The organism is Paenibacillus sp. FSL M8-0334 (assembly GCF_038000405.1).
GTDB classification, from domain to species: Bacteria; Bacillota; Bacilli; order Paenibacillales; family Paenibacillaceae; genus Paenibacillus_AQ; species Paenibacillus_AQ campinasensis.
This window is the reverse complement of the sequence record NZ_JBBOCH010000002.1, coordinates 783,248-806,951: the sequence shown is the minus strand read 5'-3', so window position 1 is coordinate 806,951 and position 23,704 is coordinate 783,248. Positions and strand designations below refer to the sequence as shown.

26 protein-coding genes and 1 tRNA gene are annotated in these 23,704 nt (G+C 51.9%); 8 read left to right on the top strand and 19 right to left on the bottom strand.

What is annotated here, in order from left to right:
• Positions 1-115: 115 nt before the first annotated feature.
• Together MKX64_RS17800 and MKX64_RS17795 are read right to left on the bottom strand one after the other, a co-directional pair.
• Positions 116-535: a DUF86 domain-containing protein gene (locus MKX64_RS17800; protein ID WP_095263960.1), complete on the bottom strand. Its 420-nt coding sequence runs from the start codon at positions 533-535 to the stop codon at positions 116-118.
• Positions 536-639: 104 nt separating this feature from the next.
• The gene (locus tag MKX64_RS17795; RefSeq protein WP_095263959.1) at positions 640-927 is read right to left on the bottom strand and encodes a Dabb family protein; all 288 of its coding nucleotides are present in this window, start codon (positions 925-927) and stop codon (positions 640-642) included.
• 230 nt (positions 928-1,157) lie between these two features.
• Here MKX64_RS17795 and MKX64_RS17790 point away from each other — a divergent pair, with 230 nt between their 5' ends.
• The gene (locus MKX64_RS17790; RefSeq protein ID WP_095263958.1) at positions 1,158-1,763 is read left to right on the top strand and encodes a helix-turn-helix domain-containing protein; all 606 of its coding nucleotides are present in this window, start codon (positions 1,158-1,160) and stop codon (positions 1,761-1,763) included.
• Positions 1,764-1,929: 166 nt separating this feature from the next.
• Positions 1,930-2,118: a hypothetical protein gene (locus MKX64_RS17785; RefSeq protein ID WP_095263957.1), complete on the top strand. Its 189-nt coding sequence runs from the start codon at positions 1,930-1,932 to the stop codon at positions 2,116-2,118.
• A 205-nt stretch (positions 2,119-2,323) separates the two neighbouring features.
• Here MKX64_RS17785 and MKX64_RS17780 read toward each other — a convergent pair whose 3' ends face one another.
• Positions 2,324-3,244: a bifunctional helix-turn-helix transcriptional regulator/GNAT family N-acetyltransferase gene (locus MKX64_RS17780; protein WP_095263956.1), complete on the bottom strand. Its 921-nt coding sequence runs from the start codon at positions 3,242-3,244 to the stop codon at positions 2,324-2,326.
• A gap of 326 nt (positions 3,245-3,570) precedes the next feature.
• Between MKX64_RS17780 and MKX64_RS17775 the strand changes: the two genes are divergently transcribed.
• Both MKX64_RS17775 and MKX64_RS17770 read left to right on the top strand, forming a co-directional pair.
• Complete coding sequence (locus MKX64_RS17775) at positions 3,571-4,137, top strand: RNA polymerase sigma factor (RefSeq protein WP_095263955.1); 567 nt, start codon at positions 3,571-3,573, stop codon at positions 4,135-4,137.
• Positions 4,130-4,891, top strand: coding sequence for a DUF4367 domain-containing protein (locus MKX64_RS17770; protein WP_095263954.1), 762 nt, complete (start codon positions 4,130-4,132; stop codon positions 4,889-4,891). The genes MKX64_RS17775 and MKX64_RS17770 overlap by 8 nt, the downstream gene beginning before the upstream one ends.
• Before the next feature lie 127 nt (positions 4,892-5,018).
• On the opposite strand, the gene MKX64_RS17765 is transcribed toward MKX64_RS17770, so the two are convergent.
• The 11 genes from MKX64_RS17765 to MKX64_RS17715 all read right to left on the bottom strand — a co-directional run bounded on the left by MKX64_RS17765 (position 5,019) and on the right by MKX64_RS17715 (position 13,603).
• A complete protein-coding gene (locus MKX64_RS17765) occupies positions 5,019-5,651 on the bottom strand; it encodes a hypothetical protein (protein ID WP_095263953.1) in 633 nt (210 codons plus the stop codon).
• 40 nt (positions 5,652-5,691) lie between these two features.
• Positions 5,692-6,219 (bottom strand): hypothetical protein, encoded by a 528-nt coding sequence (locus MKX64_RS17760; RefSeq protein ID WP_095263952.1) that lies wholly within the window; start codon positions 6,217-6,219, stop codon positions 5,692-5,694.
• A 159-nt stretch (positions 6,220-6,378) separates the two neighbouring features.
• Positions 6,379-6,879: a hypothetical protein gene (locus MKX64_RS17755; RefSeq protein ID WP_095263951.1), complete on the bottom strand. Its 501-nt coding sequence runs from the start codon at positions 6,877-6,879 to the stop codon at positions 6,379-6,381.
• Positions 6,880-7,042: 163 nt separating this feature from the next.
• Positions 7,043-7,702, bottom strand: coding sequence for an NAD(P)H-dependent oxidoreductase (locus tag MKX64_RS17750; protein ID WP_095263950.1), 660 nt, complete (start codon positions 7,700-7,702; stop codon positions 7,043-7,045).
• A 213-nt stretch (positions 7,703-7,915) separates the two neighbouring features.
• A complete protein-coding gene (locus MKX64_RS17745; protein ID WP_244908092.1) occupies positions 7,916-8,806 on the bottom strand; it encodes a fructosamine kinase family protein in 891 nt (296 codons plus the stop codon).
• A 160-nt stretch (positions 8,807-8,966) separates the two neighbouring features.
• Entirely contained in the window at positions 8,967-9,200 is a 234-nt protein-coding gene (locus tag MKX64_RS17740) for a hypothetical protein (protein ID WP_095263949.1), read from the bottom strand.
• A 4-nt stretch (positions 9,201-9,204) separates the two neighbouring features.
• Entirely contained in the window at positions 9,205-9,450 is a 246-nt protein-coding gene (locus tag MKX64_RS17735; RefSeq protein ID WP_095263948.1) for a Ger(x)C family spore germination C-terminal domain-containing protein, read from the bottom strand.
• Positions 9,451-9,594: 144 nt separating this feature from the next.
• The gene (locus MKX64_RS17730; protein WP_341036843.1) at positions 9,595-11,211 is read right to left on the bottom strand and encodes a glycoside hydrolase family 5 protein; all 1,617 of its coding nucleotides are present in this window, start codon (positions 11,209-11,211) and stop codon (positions 9,595-9,597) included.
• Positions 11,212-11,451: 240 nt separating this feature from the next.
• Positions 11,452-11,536, bottom strand: a tRNA-Leu gene (locus MKX64_RS17725).
• Positions 11,537-11,723: 187 nt separating this feature from the next.
• Entirely contained in the window at positions 11,724-12,440 is a 717-nt protein-coding gene (locus MKX64_RS17720; RefSeq protein ID WP_095263940.1) for an MgtC/SapB family protein, read from the bottom strand.
• 290 nt (positions 12,441-12,730) lie between these two features.
• Positions 12,731-13,603 carry a helix-turn-helix domain-containing protein gene (locus tag MKX64_RS17715; protein WP_095263939.1) on the bottom strand — a complete coding sequence of 291 codons (873 nt, stop codon included), beginning with the start codon at positions 13,601-13,603 and terminating at the stop codon, positions 12,731-12,733.
• Positions 13,604-13,731: 128 nt separating this feature from the next.
• Between MKX64_RS17715 and MKX64_RS17710 the strand changes: the two genes are divergently transcribed.
• The 3 genes from MKX64_RS17710 to MKX64_RS17700 are packed head-to-tail and all read left to right on the top strand — an operon-like array spanning position 13,732 to position 16,577.
• Positions 13,732-14,790: a Gfo/Idh/MocA family protein gene (locus tag MKX64_RS17710; protein WP_095263938.1), complete on the top strand. Its 1,059-nt coding sequence runs from the start codon at positions 13,732-13,734 to the stop codon at positions 14,788-14,790.
• The gene (locus tag MKX64_RS17705) at positions 14,787-15,644 is read left to right on the top strand and encodes a sugar phosphate isomerase/epimerase family protein (RefSeq protein ID WP_095263937.1); all 858 of its coding nucleotides are present in this window, start codon (positions 14,787-14,789) and stop codon (positions 15,642-15,644) included. The genes MKX64_RS17710 and MKX64_RS17705 overlap by 4 nt, the downstream gene beginning before the upstream one ends.
• 36 nt (positions 15,645-15,680) lie before the next feature.
• A complete protein-coding gene (locus MKX64_RS17700; RefSeq protein ID WP_095263936.1) occupies positions 15,681-16,577 on the top strand; it encodes a sugar phosphate isomerase/epimerase family protein in 897 nt (298 codons plus the stop codon).
• A 350-nt stretch (positions 16,578-16,927) separates the two neighbouring features.
• Here the strand turns inward: MKX64_RS17700 and MKX64_RS17695 are convergent, their stop codons facing one another.
• Positions 16,928-17,962: a Gfo/Idh/MocA family protein gene (locus MKX64_RS17695; RefSeq protein WP_095263935.1), complete on the bottom strand. Its 1,035-nt coding sequence runs from the start codon at positions 17,960-17,962 to the stop codon at positions 16,928-16,930.
• 75 nt (positions 17,963-18,037) lie between these two features.
• Positions 18,038-18,886, bottom strand: coding sequence for a sugar phosphate isomerase/epimerase family protein (locus MKX64_RS17690; RefSeq protein WP_095263934.1), 849 nt, complete (start codon positions 18,884-18,886; stop codon positions 18,038-18,040).
• 207 nt (positions 18,887-19,093) lie between these two features.
• Between MKX64_RS17690 and MKX64_RS17685 the strand changes: the two genes are divergently transcribed.
• Positions 19,094-20,002: a helix-turn-helix domain-containing protein gene (locus tag MKX64_RS17685; protein ID WP_244908090.1), complete on the top strand. Its 909-nt coding sequence runs from the start codon at positions 19,094-19,096 to the stop codon at positions 20,000-20,002.
• Here the strand turns inward: MKX64_RS17685 and MKX64_RS17680 are convergent.
• The 3 genes from MKX64_RS17680 to MKX64_RS17670 are packed head-to-tail and all read right to left on the bottom strand — an operon-like array spanning position 19,927 to position 23,622.
• A complete protein-coding gene (locus tag MKX64_RS17680) occupies positions 19,927-21,174 on the bottom strand; it encodes a pyridoxal phosphate-dependent aminotransferase (RefSeq protein WP_095263945.1) in 1,248 nt (415 codons plus the stop codon). The genes MKX64_RS17685 and MKX64_RS17680 overlap by 76 nt on opposite strands.
• Positions 21,171-22,100: a D-alanine--D-alanine ligase gene (locus MKX64_RS17675; protein ID WP_155617761.1), complete on the bottom strand. Its 930-nt coding sequence runs from the start codon at positions 22,098-22,100 to the stop codon at positions 21,171-21,173. Before MKX64_RS17675 ends, MKX64_RS17680 begins: the two co-directional genes overlap by 4 nt.
• A gap of 58 nt (positions 22,101-22,158) precedes the next feature.
• On the bottom strand, positions 22,159-23,622 hold the full coding sequence (locus MKX64_RS17670; protein WP_095397949.1) for an aminotransferase-like domain-containing protein: 1,464 nt from the start codon (positions 23,620-23,622) through the stop codon (positions 22,159-22,161).
• Between the last annotated feature and the right edge of the window lie 82 nt (positions 23,623-23,704).

The window sequence follows — 23,704 nt, the reverse complement described above, 5'->3', positions numbered from 1 at the left end:
CGGCGTCCCCTTACTCATCAGATCCATTCAGGCCGCATCATAAAAAGGCCGAAGACCCGGGCTCTTGTGCAAGCCCTCGGTCTTCGGCCTTGATTGGCGGCCTCATGCCGCCGCACTATAATTCTTTTGCCAAATAGTCGCGCACAGACACAGCGAACTGCTCCAGCGTCTCCGGCAGAACCCGGGATAGCGGGTGAAGCGCATGTCTGTCCCATTCATAATATTCCTGTACTAGCGGCTTGCGAAGCTTGACCAGTTCCATCAGCACTTCGTGGATCTCTTTCGAGAAGACGTTCTCCTGATGCACGATGTCGATGATATCCTCGTAACTGCTCGCATCCCGCATAATAAATCCGTCAATCAAATAGCTGCCGACATCAGTCACAATTTCAATGGCCAGATGAAGGGCACGCTCCTGAACCATACCGGCTATCAGGCCTTTATCCCAGGAAGCCTGCACCGTTCTTAATCCTTCTGCCACTTCCGGAATCGCATTCAATCTGCGTTCTATCTGTTCTTGGTTTACATAATACATCGCATGTCCCTCCAAGGGATATTCTTATCGTTCATCATTCGTTCTTCATTCGTTCATAACAGTCTTCACATATCATTTAAACCGGTTTCAAAACCTCCGGCCGCTTATATTTCAAAATCAACGGCGAGCGTATGATCCTTCACGGTATTAATATAACGGATCACTTCCTGATGAACAGGATGTACGGCATAAGCCTCCAGATCCTCCAGCGAATCCACTTCAATAATTAAAGCCAGGTCATAAGAACGCTCGGAACGGACGATATCCGCACCAACCTGCAGGGAACGCAGCTGTGGAATTTTCCCATCCATATCCCGAAGCACCTTCACGGTCTGTTCAATGTTCTCGGCAGTAGGCTCTTTTAATTTGAAAAATACGATATGCTTAATCATTGCCCTTCCCCCATCTTCTAGAATGTATGTACCTCTCTTTATCATACCCCGTCCAGAACGAAAAAGAAATCGTGCACACCCTGTGGGTCGGCCGATTAATTGATCAGATTCTGCTCGATTTCGCGGGTTCATGACCTATAAGAAGCCGTTGGAAACAAATGTATCGTTGTTACCTGTTGAAATGAATATGTCGAATAATGTAGAATTATGTTAAAAAAATCGGAGGAATTATGCCTACACAACTTCAACAAGAAAAACACTCCATTGAGGCGTGGTCCCTGATCAATCGTAAATATTTGGGGAAGGGCGTGCGAGTGAAGCGATTTCGCAGACCTACTCGCTGCCAGATTCGAAACCGCGTCCTGCTAGCCGTCCTGATGGCCAAAGATATTAAGTTGTCTCAGCTGGCCGAAGAACTTGGCGTGTCCTCACGCAGTGTCAGCGCTTGGGTATACGAGGGACGAATCCCAGGAAAAAACAACCTGGAGAAAGCTTGCAGCTACCTCGGTTACCCCCGTCATATTCTGTTCCGCGAAGAACTGCTTGAGCAGTCGCCGCTGATTTGCCAGCCGGCTCCATCGCGATTTATGAAGCGCACGCTTACGCGTTCACCGGTCAGCAACCAGATCCTCACCGGCTTGTGCATGGTTCATGACTTGTCCGTGAGCGATGTCAGTCACTGGATCGGCATTCATCCGGGAACGTTCCGGAAGTGGCTGCATCAAGGCACGCTGCCGTCTGCAGCATTTCAAGAGAAAGCGGAACAATTCTTCCGCATCCCGAAGACGGTTCTGTTCGCAGATTGTGTATTGAGTCAACATGATGCGTCCCGCTAATCGGCCTCGCTTGCAGATCGTACCGACAACTTAGCTCAACCGCCCGCATGGCTCGGGGACGGTTGAGCGTTTTTATTGAACCCCACACGGCCAGCAGGGATATTTCCCCCCGGTCGTGGACATACATAGAGCAGAAAGTTATGGATCTCCCCTGGAGGTGATGTTCGTGAAATCGCAAAAAGAGCTGGGGGCGTCGCTCGGGCTTCTCGCAGGAACGACGCTTGGCAGCGGCATCGGCTTTCTGTTCGGCTGGCATTCCGTCAACTTGATCGTCCTGGTAAGCACGTTCGGGTTGCTGGGCGTCGCCATAGGCTGCTGGCTCGGTTCACGCCGATTGTTCAAGGAAATTCCGTGAACGATTGAAAGGGCGGACGCTCAAAATCCCAATGGATTTTAGGAGTCCGCCCTTTCTGTGCATCCCTACCGAGTGCCCTGCCCGGCATTATGCTGTATTCGCATCATGACGGCCGCCGCTTCCGCCCGGGTAGCGAGCGCACCCGGGACAAAGCCGCCCTCCCCTCGGCCAAGAAGGATTCCGTGTTTGGGGTGAAGCAAATATTCTACGGAAGAAGAAGCTCATAGGTTAGCTCGACATGATCCACACCCCAAGCGCGATTGTGATGTTCGGCGACTTGGCGGAAGCCTTCCTTCTCGTACATGGCAATCGCCGTCTTCTGATCTTCCGTCGTTTCCAGAAATACACGCCGGTAGCCTTTCTCTTTACAGTACTGCACAGACTGCCGAAGCAAGGTTTTTCCCAGCCCGATGCCTCTATATTCCGGGTGCAGAATGAACCATCTCAGCTGCCCGGTATGCTCGGAATGACCGACAATCGCAATTGCGCCAACGATCTGCTCCCCGTCCTCCGCGATCCAAAAGCGGTCCTTCTCCGGGTTATAACCGTTGAAGAAATCAGCAAACGTCTGGCATACATAACCTTCAAATACATGATTGTACCCGCATTCCTGGGCGTAAATCCATCCGTGAAGATGAATCAGGCTCCCTACATCCCCGGGCCTCAAGTCTGTACGAATGCGAACCTCCGGTGCTGCTGTGTCATTAAGTGATAGAACACGCTCAATGGATGCCATATGATGTGCAATCCTGCTGCGCTCGTTTTCCGGCAGCGGGTTGATCAAACGGCGGATTTGTTCATCGGACAGCGCGTTCAGTCTGGACAATATCTCCCTGCCCCGATCCGTCAAACTGAGATGATACAATCTTCCGTCCTCCTCCGAGCGTACTCGACAGATCAGTTCCTGCTTCTCAAACCGTTTCAATATCCGGCTTAAATAGCCGGCATCCAGGCGCAGCTTGTCAATAAGCATGGTTGCTGTACAATTCTCGTCATGTCCGATTTCGAACAAAACCCGGGCCTCCGACAAGGAATAATCGCTTTGCAGCAAATGCTGATCAAGCAGTCCGAGAATGTTGGTATAGAACCGATTGAATTTTCGAATTGCATGTACGACCGAGTTCATATTATCCTCCTTGCAAAATTTCAAATAGTCAACGCAATGTTTTAATTGACTATGTCAACTATATATTCAGTTATATCCTCCATTAGTTGATTAAGTCAACTAATAATTTAGGCACCCTTACTTCCGCTTCGGAAAAGCACCGTTATATGCACGCAACAAGGCGGCAAGTTAGCTCTTAAACGGCCAGCCCCAGTCAACCAGTTGCAGGATATTCAACTATATATCAATAGGGATTCCTTTAATTTCCATTAGTGTTGTATAATTAAACATACACAGAATCGGTATGGACGCTGAATTGGACATCGATAATGGATCCGGAGGAATCTATGGAACAATGGTTTTATCTCCTGCAAAGTCCGCTTGATGAGCTGGACACCAAGATTCAGGAGCTGGTGTTTCGCTCCTTCTATCAGTTTGTATATCGGGACATCTTGTTTATGGTGCGTGACCATTCGCTTGCCGAGGATATTATTCAGGAGGCCTTCATCAAAGCGATTACCAAGGGACCGCAGATGAGATCATGCGCGAACATCCCGGCGTGGATCAAGCAGGTGACCCGCAATACCGCCCTGGATCATCTAAGGAAATTGAAACGGGACCGTCAGATCCTTGTCGAATCTTTCGTTCATAGAGGTGATACGGCATTCGAGGAGATCAGTGTGACCAGCGAGGTGGAGGTCCGTGAAAGGGACAAGCTGCTGTATCAAGCAATGGCCGAACTGAAATCGGATTATCGGCAGGTGCTGCTCCTGTTCTACATCGAGGGAAGGCCGTATCGCGACATTTGCAAGGAGCTGGGCATGTCCGAGCCTGTACTGACACAGCGTTTGGCCAGGGCACGCAAGAAATTGCTTCAACATTTTTTGAGAAAATGGGCGGATAACCATGAATGAACAAAACGAACAGGATCGCGTGATCCGAAAATGGCTGCAGGATGAGTATAATAGCATCGAAATTCCAGACCCCTCGCCCGCATGGGATAAGGTTCGCATTCAATTGGAGCGGCGGCGCCGGCATAAGAAACTGCGTTCACGAATGGCGATTCTTGCTGCCGTTGTTGCAGCTGCACTCATGATCAACGCTGCCGCCACCATCAGCATTTCGAAAACCTATGCGCAGATGTCCTCCCTGCTCCAGGAGGTAAGGGATTATCTCGTCGAAATTTTCTTTACGAAGGAGGCGTTTGATCATTCGGCAGCCGTCACCGCGCCTCCAGCCCCTGACGAAGCTGAGCATGCTGCCCTTCCGGAAGAGGTATCGCTTGAAGCCGCTCAGGCGAAACTGGGCTTTTCACTCCTCGTGCCAGCCGCTATGCCGGATCGCTATTCCCTGGACAGGGTGCGTATTTTCCAGGAGGAGGATGGCGAATATCGCAATGCCTATTTGGAGTATGCCAGCAGTGACCAGCATATTGTGAAAATCAGCCAGCATGTCATATCGCCTGGGTCGACACGAGTGAAAAGCGATATTTCGGCTAGTGCCGGAGATATACAGCAGGTTTGGATCGGCGGCAGTCAGGGCGTCCTGATTATTGTGCCTGAAGGTTATGCAACACTCGAGTGGCTGACAGAGGATGGGATCAAAATATCGATCTCCGGCAAGCTGAACGTGCAAGAATTGATGCGTGTAGCTGAATCTTTGCACTAAAGCAATAGAGAAGCCTTCAAACCCACTTTAGCAGTGGTTTCGAAGGCTTTCTTATTCCACATATAGGACTGAATGATTCCCAGGTTCCTTAGGGGTTAACCCGCCGTGGGATCTTTCCCTGTGTGCCTCAATTAAACTTGTCTTTGATCTCCAGCAATGCTTCAACGCTGAGTGTTAAATCATTGTCCGGACTGGCGCTTTTCAGCACAGCCTGCTCCATCAGTTTCGGATCCGCCTCATCCTTGTCCACCGGATCATAGATGTACAGGCTTTGGACCGGATTCAATAGACTGGCAGGCGAATCAGCATACGTCGCTAGGAAAAATACGTACTGATGATCGCTCGAAATAGAGACAGCATCCTCGGACACAAACGTGATGTCTCCGATCTGCCCGCCCAGCTCTTTGAACTCTAGTTTGTCCCCTGGCTTGTAATTGCCTTTGAACGATTCCTCAACGGCAATCGTATAAATGGTGTAGATGTTCTTCTCTACATATAACTCCCCGCCGGGATTCAGCTCTTCATCCGCCGAATCGGTATGGATCATATCGTCAATCTCCTCTACTCGAGTATCAACGATCTTGCCGCTAATAACGGTATCCGCCTTGTCGGACAAACCGTTAATGCTGGTGTAGTGCGGGAAGTCCTCGCTAACGACCACGGTCACCGGTTCCTCATGGCTCGCCTGATTTCCGGCAGCACAAGCCGTCAACATCAGCAGCGCCGCTGCGCTTATGATAAAGAAACGAAGTTTTCTCATCCCATGCCCTCCTCGAATATTGATTATTGATGGATTTCGATTAATATTTAGCCTTTACGTTATTGATATCGTAAGTCTGAGGTTTCGTCATCGTGTTGCGGTTGCGGGTGTATTTCATAATGGAGGAACTGCTTGTGTTCGGATTGTCAGACAGCCAAATGGAGTGGCCCAGTTCGTGGACAAAGACGCTCTGTACAAAATTGCTGAACTTTCCGTCCTGCCGGTCTCTCGAGATCGTTCTCGCATTCATCTCGATCCGGAACTTGGTGAGCTTGCTGCCCGAATAGGTCGCATAGTTTCTGCCATAGGCTTCCCAGCTGTATTGTGCTGCCGAGATGGTGTTCGAGGAGGAGCTGTTCTTGGAGAATTTCACTTTCGCACCGGCATTGTTCCAATTGGACAGGGACTGATCCATCGGCGCTTGCCATGTGCTGTTGAAGCTGTACGATTTGACCGGAATGGTGGAGCTTGGCCATCCGTAATTCAGATACTTGGCATACACCGCCGTGCTGCTCAGCAGAATCAATCCGCTCAGCAGGACGACACTTACATAAAATTTCTTTTTCATTTCACAGCCTCCTAATATTTATTCAAAACTCTTTTATTGCTAGAAATGTTATTTGGTTCCACCTCCTTCTATAGATATAACGAAGCTGCCGGTTCATTTCTAACGATGATAGATAAAAAAAAAAAGCGAATGGGCTTCCCCACTCGCACTTCATGCTCATTACGGGATCAGATGCGATGGCGAATAGCGGTAACCCGATTCCACCGTTGACCCCTTTTTGATCCAATGATAGGATTTCGTCCGGTAATAATAACCGCTTAACACTGAGATATTGCTGATGGACGAGTACACATAGGCTGCGTTCTGTTCTTTGCTATTGGGACCGAGGTAGACGTCGATCCAGGCCGACCCGGTCCATCGCTGCAGGGTGAGCTGAACGCCGATTTCATCCACCCTTACGGTGCCATAGCTTTCACCCCAAATATTGACTCTTTGTTTCCCCTGATTGGTTAGATAACCCTGCCCTTTCTCCAAATAATCGAACTTCGGATCAAATACCGTGTTCGGAGCTAGGTCCTCGCGCGGTGGCAAAGTATGGGCCTCGGCGCTTGCCGCCGGCTCGTAAGCCGATGCCGGAAGGGGCAGCAGAAGCAGCAGCGACACGCCCAGAACTAACTGTACATATCGGATGATCCGGATGTTCCTCTTGGTTACGATCAATGGGTTCGCCTCCTTAACTTCATGTTAACTTCTATGTATATAACGCAGGGCGCGGGCTTTTCCTGACGCTCGTCTCATCAAAAAGCGGCGCAAGGGCTTCTCCCCCTGCACCGCAGTCGGCTTGCATAGCGAGGTTTCCCGCCTCGCTTCGCTTATTTCTTGCTTATTTAATCCACTTTACAACATCCTCATACGGTCTGCGTTTCTTCGGTCTCGGCTCTTCCTTCCGATAGCCGAAGGCAACCATCACGGAAGCCGTAAAGCGTCCGCCCTCCAGCAGCCCTTCCTCCTCCAGCAGCTGATCCATCGTCTCCATATTAAAACCTTCAATCGGACAGGAATCGATGCCGATTTGAGCCGCAGCTGTCATCATGTTGGCTAGCGCGATATACGTCTGCTTCATTGCCCAATCGTTAAGGAAGCGCTCGTTATCGAGCAGCTTAAAATCCTGTCTCTGAAACTCCTCAACCATCCCCAAGAACTTGGCCAAATGTTCTTCCGGAATGTCTTTGAACTGCTCCTTTAAATAGGCAGAGTCATATCTTGTATCCTGATGCGTCCGCGCGAGGATGATGACAAAGTGGCTTGCCTCCGGCAGCTTGCCGGCCGCTCCCCACGAGGCGTTTTTAATCTTGGTTCGAAGCTCTTCATTCTGAATGACGAGAAAACGCCATGGCTCTGTGCCAAACGAGCTCGGCGACAAGCGGCCGGTCTCCAAAATAAATTCAAAATCGTCATCGGAGATCGTTTTGCTCGGGTCGAATGCTTTTGTTGCATGCCGGAAATGGTACGCAGCCAAAATTTCTTCTTTCGTTATGGTCATATTCACTCTCTCCTTCGGTATCAAGTAGGGCGCCGTGACACGCAGCGGCCGGTGAACCGTTCATGATTCCTAGAGAACTGCATCGCCTATCCTGCCCTTTTTCCAAGTACAACAATAACAAAAATAACCTCAAAAGAAAACTTCACGCCACAGATTCAAGACAACCGATGCATGCCTTTCATCCATGTTGCTTTCACTTCCCCGGATCTTCTTTCAGCCTGCGTATCGTGCCAGCACCCGGTCGACAGCGGGGCCATAGGATTCGCCAAAATGATTCAGGTGAACGAGCAGGTAGTATAACTGATAGAGCGGCCGCCGCTCGGCATAGCGCTGCTGATCGAAGGGCCGGACTTCCCGGTAGGCTTCATAGAAGCGTTCCGGGAAGCCGCTGAACAGTTCAGTGAAGGCCAGTTCCATCTCGGCATCTCCGTAATAAACGGCCGGATCAATCAAATACGGCTGACCGCCCGGGCCAACAATCCAGTTGCCGCGCCACAAATCGCCGTGCAGCAAAGATGGCGACGGATGGGTCGGTATCCACTGGTCGAGCCGGTCAAGCAGCCGCTCCATGCGCTCCCGCCGCTCACCCGTCATATGGCCTCCCGCGATAGCAAGCTCTAGCTGATGCCCGAGCCGATGCGTGCGCAGGAACGCTACCCAATTGTCTGTCCAAGCATTCGGCTGGGACAGGCGGCCAATATAATTGTCGGCGCCATAGCCAAATCGTCCAGTCGTCCGGGCATGCAGCCCCGCTACACCGCGTCCCAGTCTCTCTGCCGTATTCGGCGCCTCGCTTCCTTGCACGTACGACATCACGATATACGCTAGCGATTCCGCCTTCTCCTCGCCGATCGTCCCACTACCGTAAATATGCGGAACCGGAATCGCCTCCGCTGAAGCAATGGCTTGCAAACCCTCTGCTTCCTTCTCCAGCATGGCCGGAACCTCGCCGATTTTCACAAGATAATCTCCCTCTGTTGTACCTGCCTTCCACACCGGGCTGATGCTTCCGCCGGACAACGGGGTCAGCGTGACCTCCTTGGCATCGATGCCATGCCTCGTTAATATTTGCATCAGTGGTGTGTTCCACTGCTCTGTACTCATTGATCGCTTCACTCCTCTTGATTCCCTTCAAACCGTATCTTATTGCTGCAATAACAAGAGGCGATCCATTCTTCACGATTCGATCACCAATTTACCATAGTCCATATCTTAGGGGAACTTGGCTGCATATGCAATGTCAGTTTGATTTGATGGAAATGCGCTAAAAAGGACTTGTCACGATATTTCTTAACTGCACCAATAGAAAATCAATGATTTTGGCCGGAGAGGTCATTGTAGGGAACATAATGTACATGGTGGCGATCCCCCACCCCATGACTGTCAGGGCTGCAAAGGCGGCTTTTTCTCTCCTCTCGCCTGATTGTATTCTCGGCCATTGATAGATGAACATCAACAGGACGAGGAATGTAATACCGACGATATACACCACTTTCATGCTTTCACCTCTTTGCTTGAGAAACGTCCACTTTCAACTCTTTTTGCACGACTTCAAGTGTAGCTGATAAGCGCTCTTCGATCTTGCGAGCCAAGGCATCCTCCAGCTTTCGGATGCTATCCACTTCCTTTAGATCCCACTCTGTTTGGTTCTGAATGACATCGTCTACAGTCTCGATCCTTAACGTCATTTTTAATTGCTGTCCGTTTATTTCCGGAATTAAATCAGCCTCTCCCTTAATTAAGTTCATCGATACATACCCTTAAAATATACCATTACAGGGAATAATCATTAGCCGAATACAAAAAGGCGCTTGGATCTCCATTGAGGAGCGCAAGCGCCTTCATTATTACGGCATGCTGGTTATAAATCACTATGATCTATCCACTTTAATTTATCCTAAAGCGACGGAATGCAATTCAATTCTGCCGCCATCCACTCTAACTTCAATCGAGGAAGCGTCCGCAGGTGCAAGTGTAGCACTAACGCGGCATAGGTCGCTGCCCGGAGACAATGACGTGACCGTCTTCTCGGCTCCGTCCTGCCGGACGGTAACAGTGGCCGCCTCCCTGCAAACCAGCTCAAGCGTTACCGAATTTCCCGCCTCGATGCCGCGGAAGGAGTAGGCAGCAAATTCGCCCTCTGTCAGCTCCAGGGCGAGATTCATCCAGCCGCTGTCGAACACAAACGCCTTCGTCTGGGGCTCATCAGAAATCGGAACGAATTTCATGCCCGTTTTGTCCCGATACTTATAAATATTTCCTTCCGTGCGAAGTCCGCTAAAGGATACGCCCTTTCCCGGAAACTCGTCAAAATCAGTTCCCCGCACCCGGCAGCCCGGCGTTCGGAATACAGATGCCGTCACCTCCGGATGAGCGGTGCAATTCTCTACTTTAATATTATTCAGATACTCGTCCAATATCTGCTTTGTACGATCATAACTCGGCCGCGCCCCGCCTTCGGTGTAGGCCAGAAACTCATCCCAGCCCTCAGGCTTATTCACGGTATAAGGTGAATTTGCACGCCCCATCTTTTTCCACGGCCATAAGTTGTAGCCAATCCCCAGCGACACCGCCAGCGGATACATCGCGGCAAACCACTCCAGTTCGTTCTCCCCTGTCTCGCCCAGCCATAACGGCTGATCCAATGCCTTGGAGAGCGCCAAATATTCATCGTATACCTCTTTGCCAGGCTTGCAGGCATACCGGTGGAAATGAATGACCATGTTCGGGTCGTACCGTTTATAGAATACCGCTGTGTTCGTTGCCCAGTGATGGCCTTCCACCGACAGCAGATGCCGATCATCAATTTCCCGGATCGCGGCGATGGCCTCCTCGTAGAACTTCACCAGGCGGCGCACAAGATAATCTTCATGCTTCCCTTCCATCAGTCCCGGCCGAACCGGCTCATTCAGCAAGTCGTAACCGCCTACAATCCAGCGGTCGCGGTACCGGCGGGCCAATTCCCGCCATAGCTCGATCCCCTTGTTCCAGCTGTCTTCATCCGTGAACAGACGCGGAAAGTCATCCACCGAATCATCGATGTTGGCCCCCGTCTGCCCGCCGGGCGCCCCATGCAAATCCAGGAAGGCGTAGAGGCCGAACTCTTCGCACCAGTCCAGACAGCGGTCGATCAGCGCAAAACCGTCTTCCTTCCAGCGGATCCCCGGCTCGTCCTCCATCAGCACTCTCCATCCGAATGGAATGCGAACCGAGTTGTAGCCCTGTTCGGCCATAAGCCGGATATCTTCACGAGTCACATAATTATCACGGAAACGCTTCCAGAATTGTTCGGCATACGGCTTGCCCGCCACTTCCTCAATCACCGCTTCGATCCGCCGTGGACGGTCGAACCGCGTGTTGTGGGACAGCCACATGTACCCTTCACAGAGCAGCCAATTCCCGAGGCCCCATCCTGTCAGAATGATTTCCTCGCCATCGCCGTTGACTATGCTTGTCCCTCTGGCCTGCAGAAAGCCCTTCACGCGCGAACGATCTGTTTTCTCATGCATCGTTTCATCCTCCCGGTGCTATTCTTCGATTTAACGCAATCATTATAGCACCCTGTCCTGGCCCATCATAGCCGTCCCGATATTTGCGACCCTAACCCGAAAATTATGGCCTTGGCTCCTGTTTAGATGATCGGCCGGTATGACCGTCCCACGATTCGGGATAGAGATTTCGACGGATATACAAAAAAGCCCCGGAATCTTCATGAAAGAAGACTCCGGAGCTTTCTCGTTCTTACCGGATGCGGTCGAGAGGACTCGAACCTCCACGGGGGGTTAGCCCACACGGACCTGAACCGTGCGCGTCTGCCAATTCCGCCACGACCGCATATTATGTAGTGGTGTTTGTCATCTGTGTTTCAATCACCGTAATTAAGAGTATATCCCGCTCATCAATAAAATGCAAGACCTTTTTTTGATTTTTTTGATTATTTTCGAGATGATACATACTCTTCATTTTTTACATAATACGCGATGTCAGTATTCCCCGCAACTTCCCCGCTCTGGTTCTTGTTCTAGTCCTTGTCTCTCCAGTTCATCCGCACCTGCTTGATGCCTTCCACCTTCCACAGCTGCTCCAGCAGTTCATCCACGCCTTTCCCGTTAAAAGAATACACCCGGAATTCCATCGTCACCCTGGTCGATTCCCCGTCTGCCCCTTCATTGTTAACCGTCATATCTTCCAGACTGACATTGGCTTTATGCAGCAGCGACGTGATCGCGCTGACTTCAACCGGCTGGTCTTCAGATTCCACGGTAATTTTTAAGCGTCCGGATTTTTTGATAAACAAGAAGCGTGCCTCAAACCGATTCAGCACCAATGTGCTAAGCAGCACAATGATCGTTGTCACGACGGCCGGCAAATAGTACCCGGACCCGACACTTAATCCGATGGCAGCCGCCACCCATAATGTGGCCGCTGTCGTCAAGCCGGAGATAATGTTATTGGAGCGCCGTAATATTGCCCCAGCCCCCAAAAATCCGATCCCGCTGACCACCTGGGCTGACAATCGCGCCGGGTCGAACCTGGCATTAGGGTGATTGATCAGCGTGCTGTCAAATCCGTAGATGGAGGTCAGCATAATCAGGGTGGAGCCGACCGCCACCAGCAGATGGGTTTTGAGTCCAGCCTGCTTGTTCCTTCGCTCCCGCTCCCAACCGATGAGACCGCCGAGCAGCGCAGCCAGCAGCAGCCGCATCAGCATAATTTCACTTTCCAGATAAATGGTCATGATCCATATGTCACTCCTCTCCTCGGCTGCCAAATCTTTATCAGATGGACATGTTCCGTTAAATAATACCCTCTCAACCTCATATGTATAACACGGAAGGCTCAAGTCCATAAGAAGATCCCGGTTGACCAACGCCAATATGTGTATGAGTGTCCTCGCGCGTTTAGTCCTCATTCGTGTAAAACGGCTCCTAATCCCGCTGCCCCTGGCATCGTGCATAACAAAAAGCCCTCCCACTCCAAGCGTGCTGTCCCGATAACGATCGGGCAAGCAGCCTGGAATGAAAGAGCTTATCTCATTGCCGGTCTTTTCTTCCTCACGGCGGAAGGGGCAACCTGTTTAACCTTCTTGAAGGTGCGGCTGAAGTAATAGATGTCGTTGAAACCTGTCGCGGTTGCAATCTCGGAAATTGTCAGCGGGCTTTCGCGCAGCAGATAATCCGCCTTGTTCAGCCTCGTTTCATTGACATATTCGGTTACCGTTCTGCCGCTGATCTCCTTGAACAACCTGCTGAAATGATAGCGGCTCAGCCCGGCCATGCCGGACAGCAGCTCAACGGTCAGATTCTCTTTGTAATGATCCTCGATATATTTAAAAATCGGTGCGAAGCGCTCGACGTTCTTCATTCGTTCCACATACTCTTCCTGTGTCAGCACCGTGGAAACATAGCCGCGCAGCAGCAGCGTCAGCAACCGGTAGAGCTCGGATTTGATCGCCAGCTCATAACCGAACTCGCGCTCTTCCAGCTCTTTAATGATGGACAGCATAGAGGCAATCGCATCATCCCCTCCGATCCGGTTGTTGAACAGCAGCCGGTTCTGGGCAATCGGTGTGATGAACTTCATCTCGGGCGCATCCATGGAATGACTCTGAAGCAGAGAGAAATCTGCGATCAAGGCATAATAGAACAAATGAGGGGTCCGGCTGACACCATAATGAAGCTCGTTTCGGTTGACCGCAATGAAATCCCCCTCCTTCACCTGCAGCGTGGAGGACCCCAGCTCAAGCGTAGCCTCACCTTCGACAAAATACAGGAATTCAAGTTGTTCGTGCCAGTGATGCGGAAACAGCACCTGTCCGATTCCTTCCTTGATACAGCGGTGAACCTTGATCGGAAAATGCGGATCAGGCATCGTCATGGGCTCCTGCAGCGACTTGTCCAATGCTAAAAACTCCTTCCAGTGAAGTCAGCACAAATGTACAAACAAACAGCACGGTTCATCATGGCTTCATGCGTTATTAGCATTATAATACAAAAGTAGCAAGCCAGTAAATCAGAGGAGTTGACATGATGAAAACCTTTAATGTTGGTGTCATTGGAACTGGATCGATTTCATCCATGCATTTGCAATCTTATATGAAGCATCCGGAGGTGAATCTGGTTGCGGTGTGCGATCTGAACGAGGAAAGAGCACGCCAAGCTGCTGACAAATACGGTGCAACCAAAGTATTTACCGATTACAACGAGCTGCTCGCCGATCCGGAGATTGATGCAGTCAGCATCTGTACCTGGAATAACACCCATGCCGAGATCAGCATCGCTGCCCTTCATGCCGGCAAGCATGTGCTTGTCGAGAAGCCGCTGTGCCGCACGGTTGAAGAAGCGCTCCGCGTTCAGGAAGCGGTTAAAACATCCGGCAAGCTGCTTCAGGTCGGTTTCGTCAGACGTTACGATCCGAACGCACAGATGCTTCGTCAGTTCGCGGATCAAGGCGAATTCGGCGAATTGTATTTTGCCAAGGCGTCCGCCATTCGCAGACTGGGCAATCCGGGCGGCTGGTTCTCCGACATCGAACGCTCCGGCGGCGGCCCGCTGATCGACATCGGCGTGCATGTCATCGATCTGTGCTGGTACATGATGGGACGTCCAAAACCGGTGTCTGTCAGCGCTAACACATACAAGAAGCTGGGCAACCGCTCCAACGTCCGCAATCTGTCCTTCTACAAAGCAGCGGATTACGATGCCGAGAAGAACACCGTGGAGGATATGGCCAACGCCCTGATCCGTTTCGAAAACGGCGCTTCCCTGATGATCGATGTCAGCTTCACCCTCCATGCGAAGGAGAACGACACGTCCATCAAGCTGTACGGTGACAAAGGCGGCTTCGAGGTGGATCCGGAGGTTGTCGTTGTATCCGAGAAGCATGATACGATCGTGAACATTTACCCGCAAACAGATAACAAAGGCTTTGACTTCAACTCGGCTTTCCAGAGCGAGGTTGATCATTTTATTGATAGCATTAAGAACGGAACCACCCCGATCAGCCCGGTGGAAGACGGCGTGGAAATTATGAAAATTCTGTGCGGCATTTACGAGTCTGCGGAAAAAGGAGCTGAAGTGAAGCTATGAAGTTTGGCGTAAGCTCATACAGCCTCTTCCAAGCCTTGAATAAAGGCGAGATGACCATCACCGACGTAATTGACTATATCGCTGACATCGGCGGCGAGCATATCGAGATCGTTCCGCTCGGCTTCAACCTGAAGGAGAACCCGGAGCTGATCGAGACGATCAAGACACATGCCGCAGCCAAAGGGCTGGACATTTCCAACTATGCCATCGGCGCAAACTTCGCTGAACTGGACGATGCCGCTTACGAGGCCGAAATCGAAAGAGTGAAAAGCGAAGTGGACATCGCTTCCGCCCTTGGCGTCAAGCTGATGCGGCATGACGTCGCCTCCTCCCAGGACCTGTCGATGAAGCACTTCCTGGAAGAGCTTCCTCGCCTCGCGAATGCCTGCCGCATCATCGCGGATTATGCCGCAGAGCGCGGGATTACAACCAGCGTGGAGAACCACGGGTACTTCATCCAGCATAGTGACCGTGTCCAGGCGCTGGTGCAAACCGTGAACCATCCGAATTTCAAAACAACGCTTGATGTCGGCAACTTCCTCTGTGCGGATGAACCGTCAACCGTTGCCGTAGCCAACAATATTGGACTGGCCTCTATGGTCCACTTCAAGGATTTCTACTATCGCTCCAAGGAGCTCGCGCCAGGTCCAGGCTGGTTTAACACCTCCAGCGGCAACTGGCTGCGCGGGGCGATTGTCGGTCATGGCGATATTCCGATGCGCGATGTCATCCGCATCGTGAAGGAATCCGGATATGATGGCTACATTTCCATTGAGTTTGAAGGCATGGAAGACTGCCGGACAGGCACGAAGCTTGGACTGGAATATTTGCGTAAAACATGGAATGAAGTATAAAGAGCGAAAGCATTCAATAAGAATGGAGGATTACGCATGACAAAGCCTATTATGCCGAACAAAATCGGTGTCATTGTGGACAGCTTTCGGGTTGGCGTGAGAGAAGGTCTGCAAAAAGCGAAAAAGGTCGGCGCGGACGGCGTCCAGATCTATGCCGTACATGGCGAGATGGATCCAGCTAATCTATCAGCATCCGCCCGCAAGGAGCTGAAGGATTACATTGCCTCGCTTGGGCTGGAAATCTCCGCCCTGGTCGGCGATCTTGGCGGTCACGGCTTCCAGGACCCTGCTGAAAATCCAGCCAAAATCGAAAAATCCAAACGGATTATGGAGCTTGCGCTCGATCTCGGCACCAACATCGTGACTACCCATATCGGCATCGTGCCACAAGACAAGAACGGCCCGGTGTATGGAACGATGCACAAGGCCTGCTCCGAGCTCAGCTCGTTTGCGAAATCGATGGGCGCCTATTTCGCGATTGAGACAGGTCCGGAGCCCTCGGCCCATCTGAAATCGTTCCTGGACAGCCTCGGCTCCAACGGCGTCTCCGTTAACTTCGACCCGGCCAATATGGTAATGGTCACCGGTGATGACCCTGTGCAAGGCGTATACACGCTGAAGGATTACATCGTGCATACCCACGCGAAGGATGGCATCAAGCTGGCTGACTTCATCGATCCGCGCGATGTGTATGGCGATTTCGGGTATGAAGCACCTGCGCTCGACCATGACAAAATGGCCGATATGGCCGAATCCGGTGAGAAATTCCGCGAAGTGCCGCTCGGGGAAGGCGGCGTGGATTGGCCGGCTTACCTACAGGCATTGAAGGATATCGGATACACCGGCTACTTGACGATTGAGCGCGAAGTAAAAACGAATCCGGAAGAGGATATTCAGCTTGCTGTGAATTTCCTGAAAGGATTCCGAGCTTAATAGACAGGCAAATGAGAACAGGCCGTTCAAGGTTGGAGTTGCTCCTTGACACGGCCTGTTTCTTATTGCATTTCCCTTATGCATTTAGGGCTACAACATTTGGGTTACAACATAGGGTTACAACATTTTTAGGACTATATCAGCTTGGGTCTAAATCATTTGCAGCCTAAAGGATTTGGATCGCTTCGGTACGCCTTGCACGATTATCCCGTTCGATCCGGTAACTCCTTCTTCCCCCATTGTCCCTGACCCCGCTACCTGAAAGAAAGGGATAATGGTGCAAAGGCAGCAACAGACACATGACCTGATCCCTGATACCACAGCCCGGATGGCGGTTTACCCGGTTATATTCAAGACTTGGTGTACCGATTATTTGCAACCGTCACTGCCCGGCCGTTCTCCTTGGCTGAACGAATCTCCGCCTCGATTATTTCCAATGATCCTACCGCGCTGTCCGGCGTACATACTGTCGTGCTTTCCCCATTCGCCACACAGTTGAGGAAATACTTGATCTCACGGTAATATCCCGCATCCGTTGACAAATCAGGCTGGAAGCGAGGAGCTTCTGCTGGATACACCGTAAGCACGTTCTGATCGAACACGAGCGTCGCCCGCTCAAAGTTCACCCGGTATCCCATGAAGAAACCATGCTCTCCTTGGAGCGTCCAATCCGCATGCCCGTGTATGACCTTGCCATCCGGATAGCTGTAATGGGTCGACACAATATCGTATCCGCTCCCCGGAATCACATTCAGTGCCTGTGTTGTCACCGCATCGGGCTTTCCGAAGAGCCAGTGAATCATATCCGCATCATGAATGTGCATATCCAGTATGCAGCCCCCGCTAAGATCCCCATCGAGAAACCAGCCAGTCGGCGACTCCGAGCCTCGATAGAATTGTCCCGCCAGCGCCTTCCCGTACCGTCCATCCTCTACACATGCTTTCAGGTATTCGTACTCCGGCCAGAAGCGAAGACATTGCCCGATCATCAGCTGCTTTCCGGAACGCTTAGCAGCCTGCACCATGCGCCAGCCCTCATCGGAAGAGCCCGCCACCGGCTTCTCGCACAGGACATGATAGCCTTTCTCCAGCAGCATACAAGTAAGATCGGCATGCAGATACGTCTGCAGGCACACATCCACAATGTCCAGCTGCTCCTGCTCCAGCATGTCCTCCAGACGGCTATACAGACGGTAATCCGACAGGTCGTACACCTCTTTCTCTGTCGCCATGTTCCCGCTTGCCTTGGCATTCTTGAGTTCATCCATGCGAACATCACAAATGGCTTGAAGCTGAACGCCCGCCCCCTCTTCCATCAGACGGACGTAATTGTCAAAATGCATGCGTCCCATAAAGCCAAATCCCAGCAATCCCACCTTCAACATCCAGAAGCCCTCCTTTTTAAAGTCATCTGTCAATGTCATCTGTCAATGTCATCTGCCATCGTAAAACCTTACGCCTTAACCTTGAGCTCGGCCCAGAATAACATCCATCGCCAAGGACGTGTTCACAATGATTTGCTCAGCATAATGCGTGTACCCTGGAATCATTTCGGCCGTTACGTAGTTGTCATAACCGATGGAACGGAGCGCACTCACGACCTCCGGATAGTTGACATCGCCAGCAAGCAAATCAACAAAGCCGTGCAGTCCGCCCGCCTGTCTACGGTAATCTTTGAAATGCACCTTTTTAATCCGCTTGCCCAGAATTCGAATCCACTGCTCTGGATAACCGCTGTGCACAACATTGCCTACATCAAAATAGGAGCCGACCAGTTCGGAGCCGATTTCATCGATGAATCTGCGAAGCTCCAGCGGGGATAACAGAAACTTGTTCCATACATTTTCGATAGCTAGGGATACCCCTGCACTCTTGGCAAAAGGTACAAGTCCCGCGATCGCCTCCTGAGCCCGTTCATACGCATATTCATAGTCCACGACCGCCGCACCCGGAATAAAATCTACTCCCACTGCGCCGGGAATAACCAGAATCGCATCCACGCCAAATGCAGAAGCAAGCTCCAGCTGTTTCTTGCATACATCCACCGCCTTCTCCCGCATTGCCGGATCGTCGCTCGTCATGGAGTAATCCCAGTACAGCCCGGTCGCAAGCCCAGCAATGTCCAGCTCTGCTTCCCTGAGCGCGGATTGAATAACCGCAACTTCCTTGTCGGTTGCCTCAAGTCCAAGCTCCCCTGTCTTGTTCAGCGACAATTCAATCCCCTCAAAGCCCGCATTCTTGGCCAGTGAAATGCATTCGGCAATGGACGCATGCTCGGGAAACGACCATATATTAATCCCTTTTCTCATGTGAAGCCCTCCTTTATTTTCATGATAAAGACAGACTCAGCAGCCTCCGTTTTGTCCATATCCGTTGAGATATGAAGTCCTTGGAGTTGCAATAATTACTTATATATTAAATAATTAATTCAATAATTGATTTAGATAGAAAAGCGAATATTTGGATAATTCCGTGATTTTAATATGACTTGAGACATACAGAAAGGAGGGAGATGCGTGTACCCACCACAGGAGCAGGATTACCCTAGGAAAAGACAGGCTCCCGCGAAGGCATGGTCACCGAGCATTCATTATGCGCAGTTTCAGCGGATGCCGACCGGCGCTTTGCCTGCGCGGAGGTTGTATGATTTTGAGCTGTTGTATGTATGTCAGGGAGAAGCCGTAACGACGATGTACGGTCAGCGTCATCCCATTGAGGCGGGGCAGCTTATCTTCCTGCCATCCGGGGTGTATCATCAGAATGAGGTCGTATCACGGCCGGATGCGAAGTTTCTTGGCATTCATTTTGACTTTTTCGATGAGCTGAACATTCAGACAGAAGCGGATATGATTGTGAATGAAGCGAGGCTTGCACCTGAGAAGTTCGCCAGCGAGGGAGTCTTGGACCATCTTCCGCCGCTCTCATCCCGCACCATCTACACCCCCCCGGTTCCCTGCGTACAGATGATGGAGCGCGTTGTAGATGAATTCACGCTGCGTCCTGCCGGCTATGAGCTGGTATGCAAAGGCCTGATGCTGGACATTCTTATTCAGCTGCTTCGCTCTCGTCCCGCACGCACACTCGCAGATTCATCGCCGCACGACGCCAAACTATATGAATTGATAGCCCAAATGGAACAAGCTCCAGCCGAAGACTGGAGCAATAAAGTGATTGCGGAACGACTCATGCTGAGCCTTGATCATGCAGCCAAGCTGTTTAAGCAGTTGACGGGGATGCCGCCGAGCGAATATGTCCAGTCCATCCGCCACCGGGAAGCCAGAAGGCTGCTGCGGGAATCCGATCTGTCAATCGAGATGGTAGGTGCCCATGTCGGCTACGCCGATATCCATTATTTCAGCCGTATCTTTCGCAGGCTCGAGGGCATTACCGCTACGGAATACCGCAAGCTGTCACGAATTTTGTAGACCAGACCCGTCTGCTTCAGCCAGCGATCTATTCGCTCTACGGCCTCGGCCAGTTGTACGCTTGAAGCCGCGTAGGAGCAGCGGATGAAGCCTTCTCCACCGGCACCGAACACATGCCCTGGCACGACCGCAACTTTCGCTTCCACAAGCAAACGCTCGGCGAACACCTGGGAGCTCAGCCCGGTTCCTGCTATGGAAGGAAACAGATAGAAGGCGCCCTGCGGCTGGCGGCACGACAGGCCGATGTCGTTAAGCGCCGCTGCAAACATCCGTCTTCGCTCATTGAATGCCCGTTTCATCTCCTCTTTGTCTGCCTGCCCGCTGCGAAGGCATTCCAGCGCGGCCGCTTGCCCCACGCGGGGGGCGCAGAGGGCGGTATATTGATGAATCTTCGTCATGGCCGCGATAAGCGCCCTGTCCCCGCAGACGTATCCGACCCGCCAGCCGGTCATGGCATAGGCTTTCGAGAAGCCGCTGATCACGACGGTTCGCTCCCGCATGCCTGGCAGTGAAGCAATGCTGACATGCTTGCCTTCGTACGTCAGCTCCGCATAGATTTCGTCCGATAGAATGATCAGATTATGCTGTACAGCAAGACGAGCAATCGGGAGCCAATCCTCATGCGTCATAATTGCTCCGGTCGGATTACTCGGATAATTAACCATGATCGCTTTTGTCTGCGGTGTAATAGCCTGCCTGAGCGCTTCTGCCGTCAGCTTGAACTGATCCTTCTCTGCCAGCTCAAGCTCGACCGGGGTGCCGCCATTTAAGCGGATCAAGGGAGCGTATGCGATATACCCCGGCACCGGTACGATCACCTCATCACCCGGTGACAAGATCGCTCGCAGCGCAAGATCAATCGCCTCGCTGCCTCCTACCGTCACCAGCACCTCCCGTGACGGTTCATAGCGTATTCCGAAGCTGGCATGCATGTACTCGGCGATCGCCTCCCGCAGGTCTGACATGCCTTCGTTTGGCGTGTACATCGTCTGCCCCTGCTCCAGGCTGCGTTTCACCGCATCGATTGCACACTTCGGCGTTGAGAAGTCCGGCTCTCCTACCCCAAGGGAGATGATGTCCTTGTCACCCTCCACCACATTGAAGAACTGCCTGATCCCCGATGGCGGAATCGACTGCACAACGGGTGATATCCGGCTGCTGATGGGATTCATATCCATGGCCCCTTGCCTTCTTCCCCTAGCCGCTCGCGAAGCGAAGATTCGATGATGATGTCGAGCAGCCTGCTAAAGGATATGCCTGCTGCCGCTGCGCTTTTGGGAAGCAGGCTGTTCTTGGTCAGTCCGGGAAGGGTGTTGACCTCCAGAATATAGAGGTTATCATCCTTCAGCATCATGTCTACCCTGGCATACACACTGCATTTTAAAGCATGATAGCACTGCAGAGCAGCCGCTTCGACCTGCTCCCGCACTGGCGCCGGAAGTACAGCCACCGTTTCCTCGGCCTCGCCTTCTTCATATTTGGACTTGTAATCAAAAAAATCAGCATGCGGCTTGATGGACAGCACCGGAAGCAGCTCGCCGTTCAGAATCGAACAGGTGATTTCCTGACCGTCGATATACCGCTCCAACATGATCGTGCGGTCCCACTCTAGCGCTTCTTTCACAGCAGAAGTCAGGTCGTCGGCCGAATGCACGATCCGGATCCCGATGCTGGAACCGCCCCGATTCGGTTTGACTACAATCGGAAATCCGAGCCGCTGCACGTCTGCTCCTTCCAAATCTGCCAGGCCGGATACCGTCACCCAGTCCGGTGTCGGCAATTCTTCACTGCGAATCAGCCTTTTGCTGACATCCTTATCCATACATATGCTGCTGGCCAGAACACCGCTGCCCGTGTACGGAATGCCCATCGTCTCCAGCGTCCCCTGTACCGTTCCATCCTCGCCGTAACTGCCATGAAGCGCAAGCAGCGCCATATCGATCTCCGCCGCCTTCTCGATCAGATCGCGTTTATGGCTGATTTCAATCGCGCGCACCTCGTACCGGCCAGGATCCAGATGTGCCATCATCTCCTTGCCGGTGAGCAGGGATACCTCTCGCTCGGAGGATACGCCTCCCATCACAACACCAACCTTCATCATGCCTTCTCCCTCCTACAGATCTTCTTCGATGTTTCTGTGATGCGCTATCCAGAACCTACGGTTGCTGCAGCATGCCTTTTGCGGCCTCGCCAATGATGCGAATGCCTTTGACAATATCGTCTTCGCTTACCCGCGAGAAGCCAAGCCGCAGCGTATGGTGGCCGCCTCCGTCCGTGAAGAAGATGTCACCCGGCGTGAAAACAACCCCTTGGGCGGAGCAGACCTCTAGCAGTTCCCGTGTCCGAAATCCCGGATCAAATTCTACAAACAGATGCAGTCCGCCGTCCCCCGACAAGCGCTTCATCGGAATCGATGCTTCGCAGCATTGGGTGGCCAGCTCGTATTTCCGCTTATATACCGCCTTCACGCGCTTTAAATATTTTTCGAAATTGCCATTGTACAAATATTGATACAGCAGCGATTGATCCAGCGTCGAGGTATGGATGCTGCGCGCCCGCTTCACGCTCTCCAGAACGTCGATCAGCGTCCGGTCTGCAAGCACCCACCCCACCCGGATTCCGGGAAATAAAATCTTCGAGAAACTGCCTAAATAAATCAGGCTGTTATTACCCTCTCCCACACAAGCGGCCAGCGGAGCAATATGCGCCCCCGAGTATCGCAGTTCCTCGTTAAATCCGTCTTCAATGACCGGAATTTGAGCCTTGCCAAGCAGGCGCAGCGCCTCCAGCCTCTTCTGCTGGGACATGACGATTCCGGTCGGATTGTGATAGGAAGGCACGAGATAGGCTGCATCGTAGCTCCCTTGCGACAACGCAAGCTCCAGCTTCTCCAGGCTGATGCCATCGGGCTCCATATCTACGCCGGCAATGTCATAGCCGTGCATTTTGAAATTTTTAATCGCCGTATGATGGGTCGGATTTTCACACAGAATACGCCCGGATTCCTTGTTCAGAACAGATAAGACCAGGTTCAATCCTTCGGTAAAACCGCTCGTAATGAGCAGATCCTTCCCCTCCATGTCAACGCCCTTATTCTCCATGTAAGCAGCAAGATATTCGATGAGCGGCTTGTAGCCCTTGGCATAGCCATAATTGAGCAGAACCTCGCCCTCCATCGCCATCCGGTCCAGAAACGCGCGTCTCACATTCGGCAGATCAAACAGCTTCTCGTCAGGCGCGATGCTTGTGAACACTATGGCGCCTTTAGGTGCTCGTATGCCGTGCTTCATCAGGTCATGGGCCTCCGCAAGTCTGGCGTAATCATTCAGCCTGGCTCCCCAATCCAGCTGCCCGCCTTGCGGCTTCGCCTCACTGTCCCTGGAGGACGGAACCGCAAAATGCCCTCGGCCCTTGACCGCATAAATATACCCTTCATCCTCCAGATCAGCGTAGGCGCTCAGTACCGTATTGCGGCTCACATGCAACAGCGCGCTCAACTCGCGCGTGGACGGCAACTTCTGGTCACCTTGAATGGCTCCGGTCATCATCAGCCGCTTCATATAATCCTTGACCTGTATATATGCCGGGCGATCAGACGCCAGCTTGAAATCGGAATACATCCCATAACCCCCTTGATTACTATGATGGCACAAAATGAACTGAACCACTAGAACCACAGCACGCCGGTTTCAGAAGGGGCGT

Bases quoted from the DNA above. Each gene is read 5' to 3' on its own strand.
- MKX64_RS17800 (WP_095263960.1), bottom strand. From the start codon at position 535: ATGTATTATGTAAACCAAGAACAGATAGAACGCAGATTGAATGCGATT.
- MKX64_RS17795 (WP_095263959.1), bottom strand. From the start codon at position 927: ATGATTAAGCATATCGTATTTTTCAAATTAAAAGAGCCTACTGCCGAG.
- MKX64_RS17790 (WP_095263958.1), top strand. From the start codon at position 1,158: ATGCCTACACAACTTCAACAAGAAAAACACTCCATTGAGGCGTGGTCC.
- MKX64_RS17780 (WP_095263956.1), bottom strand. From the start codon at position 3,244: ATGAACTCGGTCGTACATGCAATTCGAAAATTCAATCGGTTCTATACC.
- MKX64_RS17775 (WP_095263955.1), top strand. From the start codon at position 3,571: ATGGAACAATGGTTTTATCTCCTGCAAAGTCCGCTTGATGAGCTGGAC.
- MKX64_RS17770 (WP_095263954.1), top strand. From the start codon at position 4,130: ATGAATGAACAAAACGAACAGGATCGCGTGATCCGAAAATGGCTGCAG.
- MKX64_RS17765 (WP_095263953.1), bottom strand. From the start codon at position 5,651: ATGAGAAAACTTCGTTTCTTTATCATAAGCGCAGCGGCGCTGCTGATG.
- MKX64_RS17760 (WP_095263952.1), bottom strand. From the start codon at position 6,219: ATGAAAAAGAAATTTTATGTAAGTGTCGTCCTGCTGAGCGGATTGATT.
- MKX64_RS17750 (WP_095263950.1), bottom strand. From the start codon at position 7,702: ATGACCATAACGAAAGAAGAAATTTTGGCTGCGTACCATTTCCGGCAT.
- MKX64_RS17745 (WP_244908092.1), bottom strand. From the start codon at position 8,806: ATGAGTACAGAGCAGTGGAACACACCACTGATGCAAATATTAACGAGG.
- MKX64_RS17740 (WP_095263949.1), bottom strand. From the start codon at position 9,200: ATGAAAGTGGTGTATATCGTCGGTATTACATTCCTCGTCCTGTTGATG.
- MKX64_RS17735 (WP_095263948.1), bottom strand. From the start codon at position 9,450: ATGAACTTAATTAAGGGAGAGGCTGATTTAATTCCGGAAATAAACGGA.
- MKX64_RS17730 (WP_341036843.1), bottom strand. From the start codon at position 11,211: ATGCATGAGAAAACAGATCGTTCGCGCGTGAAGGGCTTTCTGCAGGCC.
- MKX64_RS17720 (WP_095263940.1), bottom strand. From the start codon at position 12,440: ATGACCATTTATCTGGAAAGTGAAATTATGCTGATGCGGCTGCTGCTG.
- MKX64_RS17710 (WP_095263938.1), top strand. From the start codon at position 13,732: ATGAAAACCTTTAATGTTGGTGTCATTGGAACTGGATCGATTTCATCC.
- MKX64_RS17705 (WP_095263937.1), top strand. From the start codon at position 14,787: ATGAAGTTTGGCGTAAGCTCATACAGCCTCTTCCAAGCCTTGAATAAA.
- MKX64_RS17700 (WP_095263936.1), top strand. From the start codon at position 15,681: ATGACAAAGCCTATTATGCCGAACAAAATCGGTGTCATTGTGGACAGC.
- MKX64_RS17695 (WP_095263935.1), bottom strand. From the start codon at position 17,962: ATGTTGAAGGTGGGATTGCTGGGATTTGGCTTTATGGGACGCATGCAT.
- MKX64_RS17690 (WP_095263934.1), bottom strand. From the start codon at position 18,886: ATGAGAAAAGGGATTAATATATGGTCGTTTCCCGAGCATGCGTCCATT.
- MKX64_RS17680 (WP_095263945.1), bottom strand. From the start codon at position 21,174: ATGAATCCCATCAGCAGCCGGATATCACCCGTTGTGCAGTCGATTCCG.
- MKX64_RS17675 (WP_155617761.1), bottom strand. From the start codon at position 22,100: ATGAAGGTTGGTGTTGTGATGGGAGGCGTATCCTCCGAGCGAGAGGTA.
- MKX64_RS17670 (WP_095397949.1), bottom strand. From the start codon at position 23,622: ATGTATTCCGATTTCAAGCTGGCGTCTGATCGCCCGGCATATATACAG.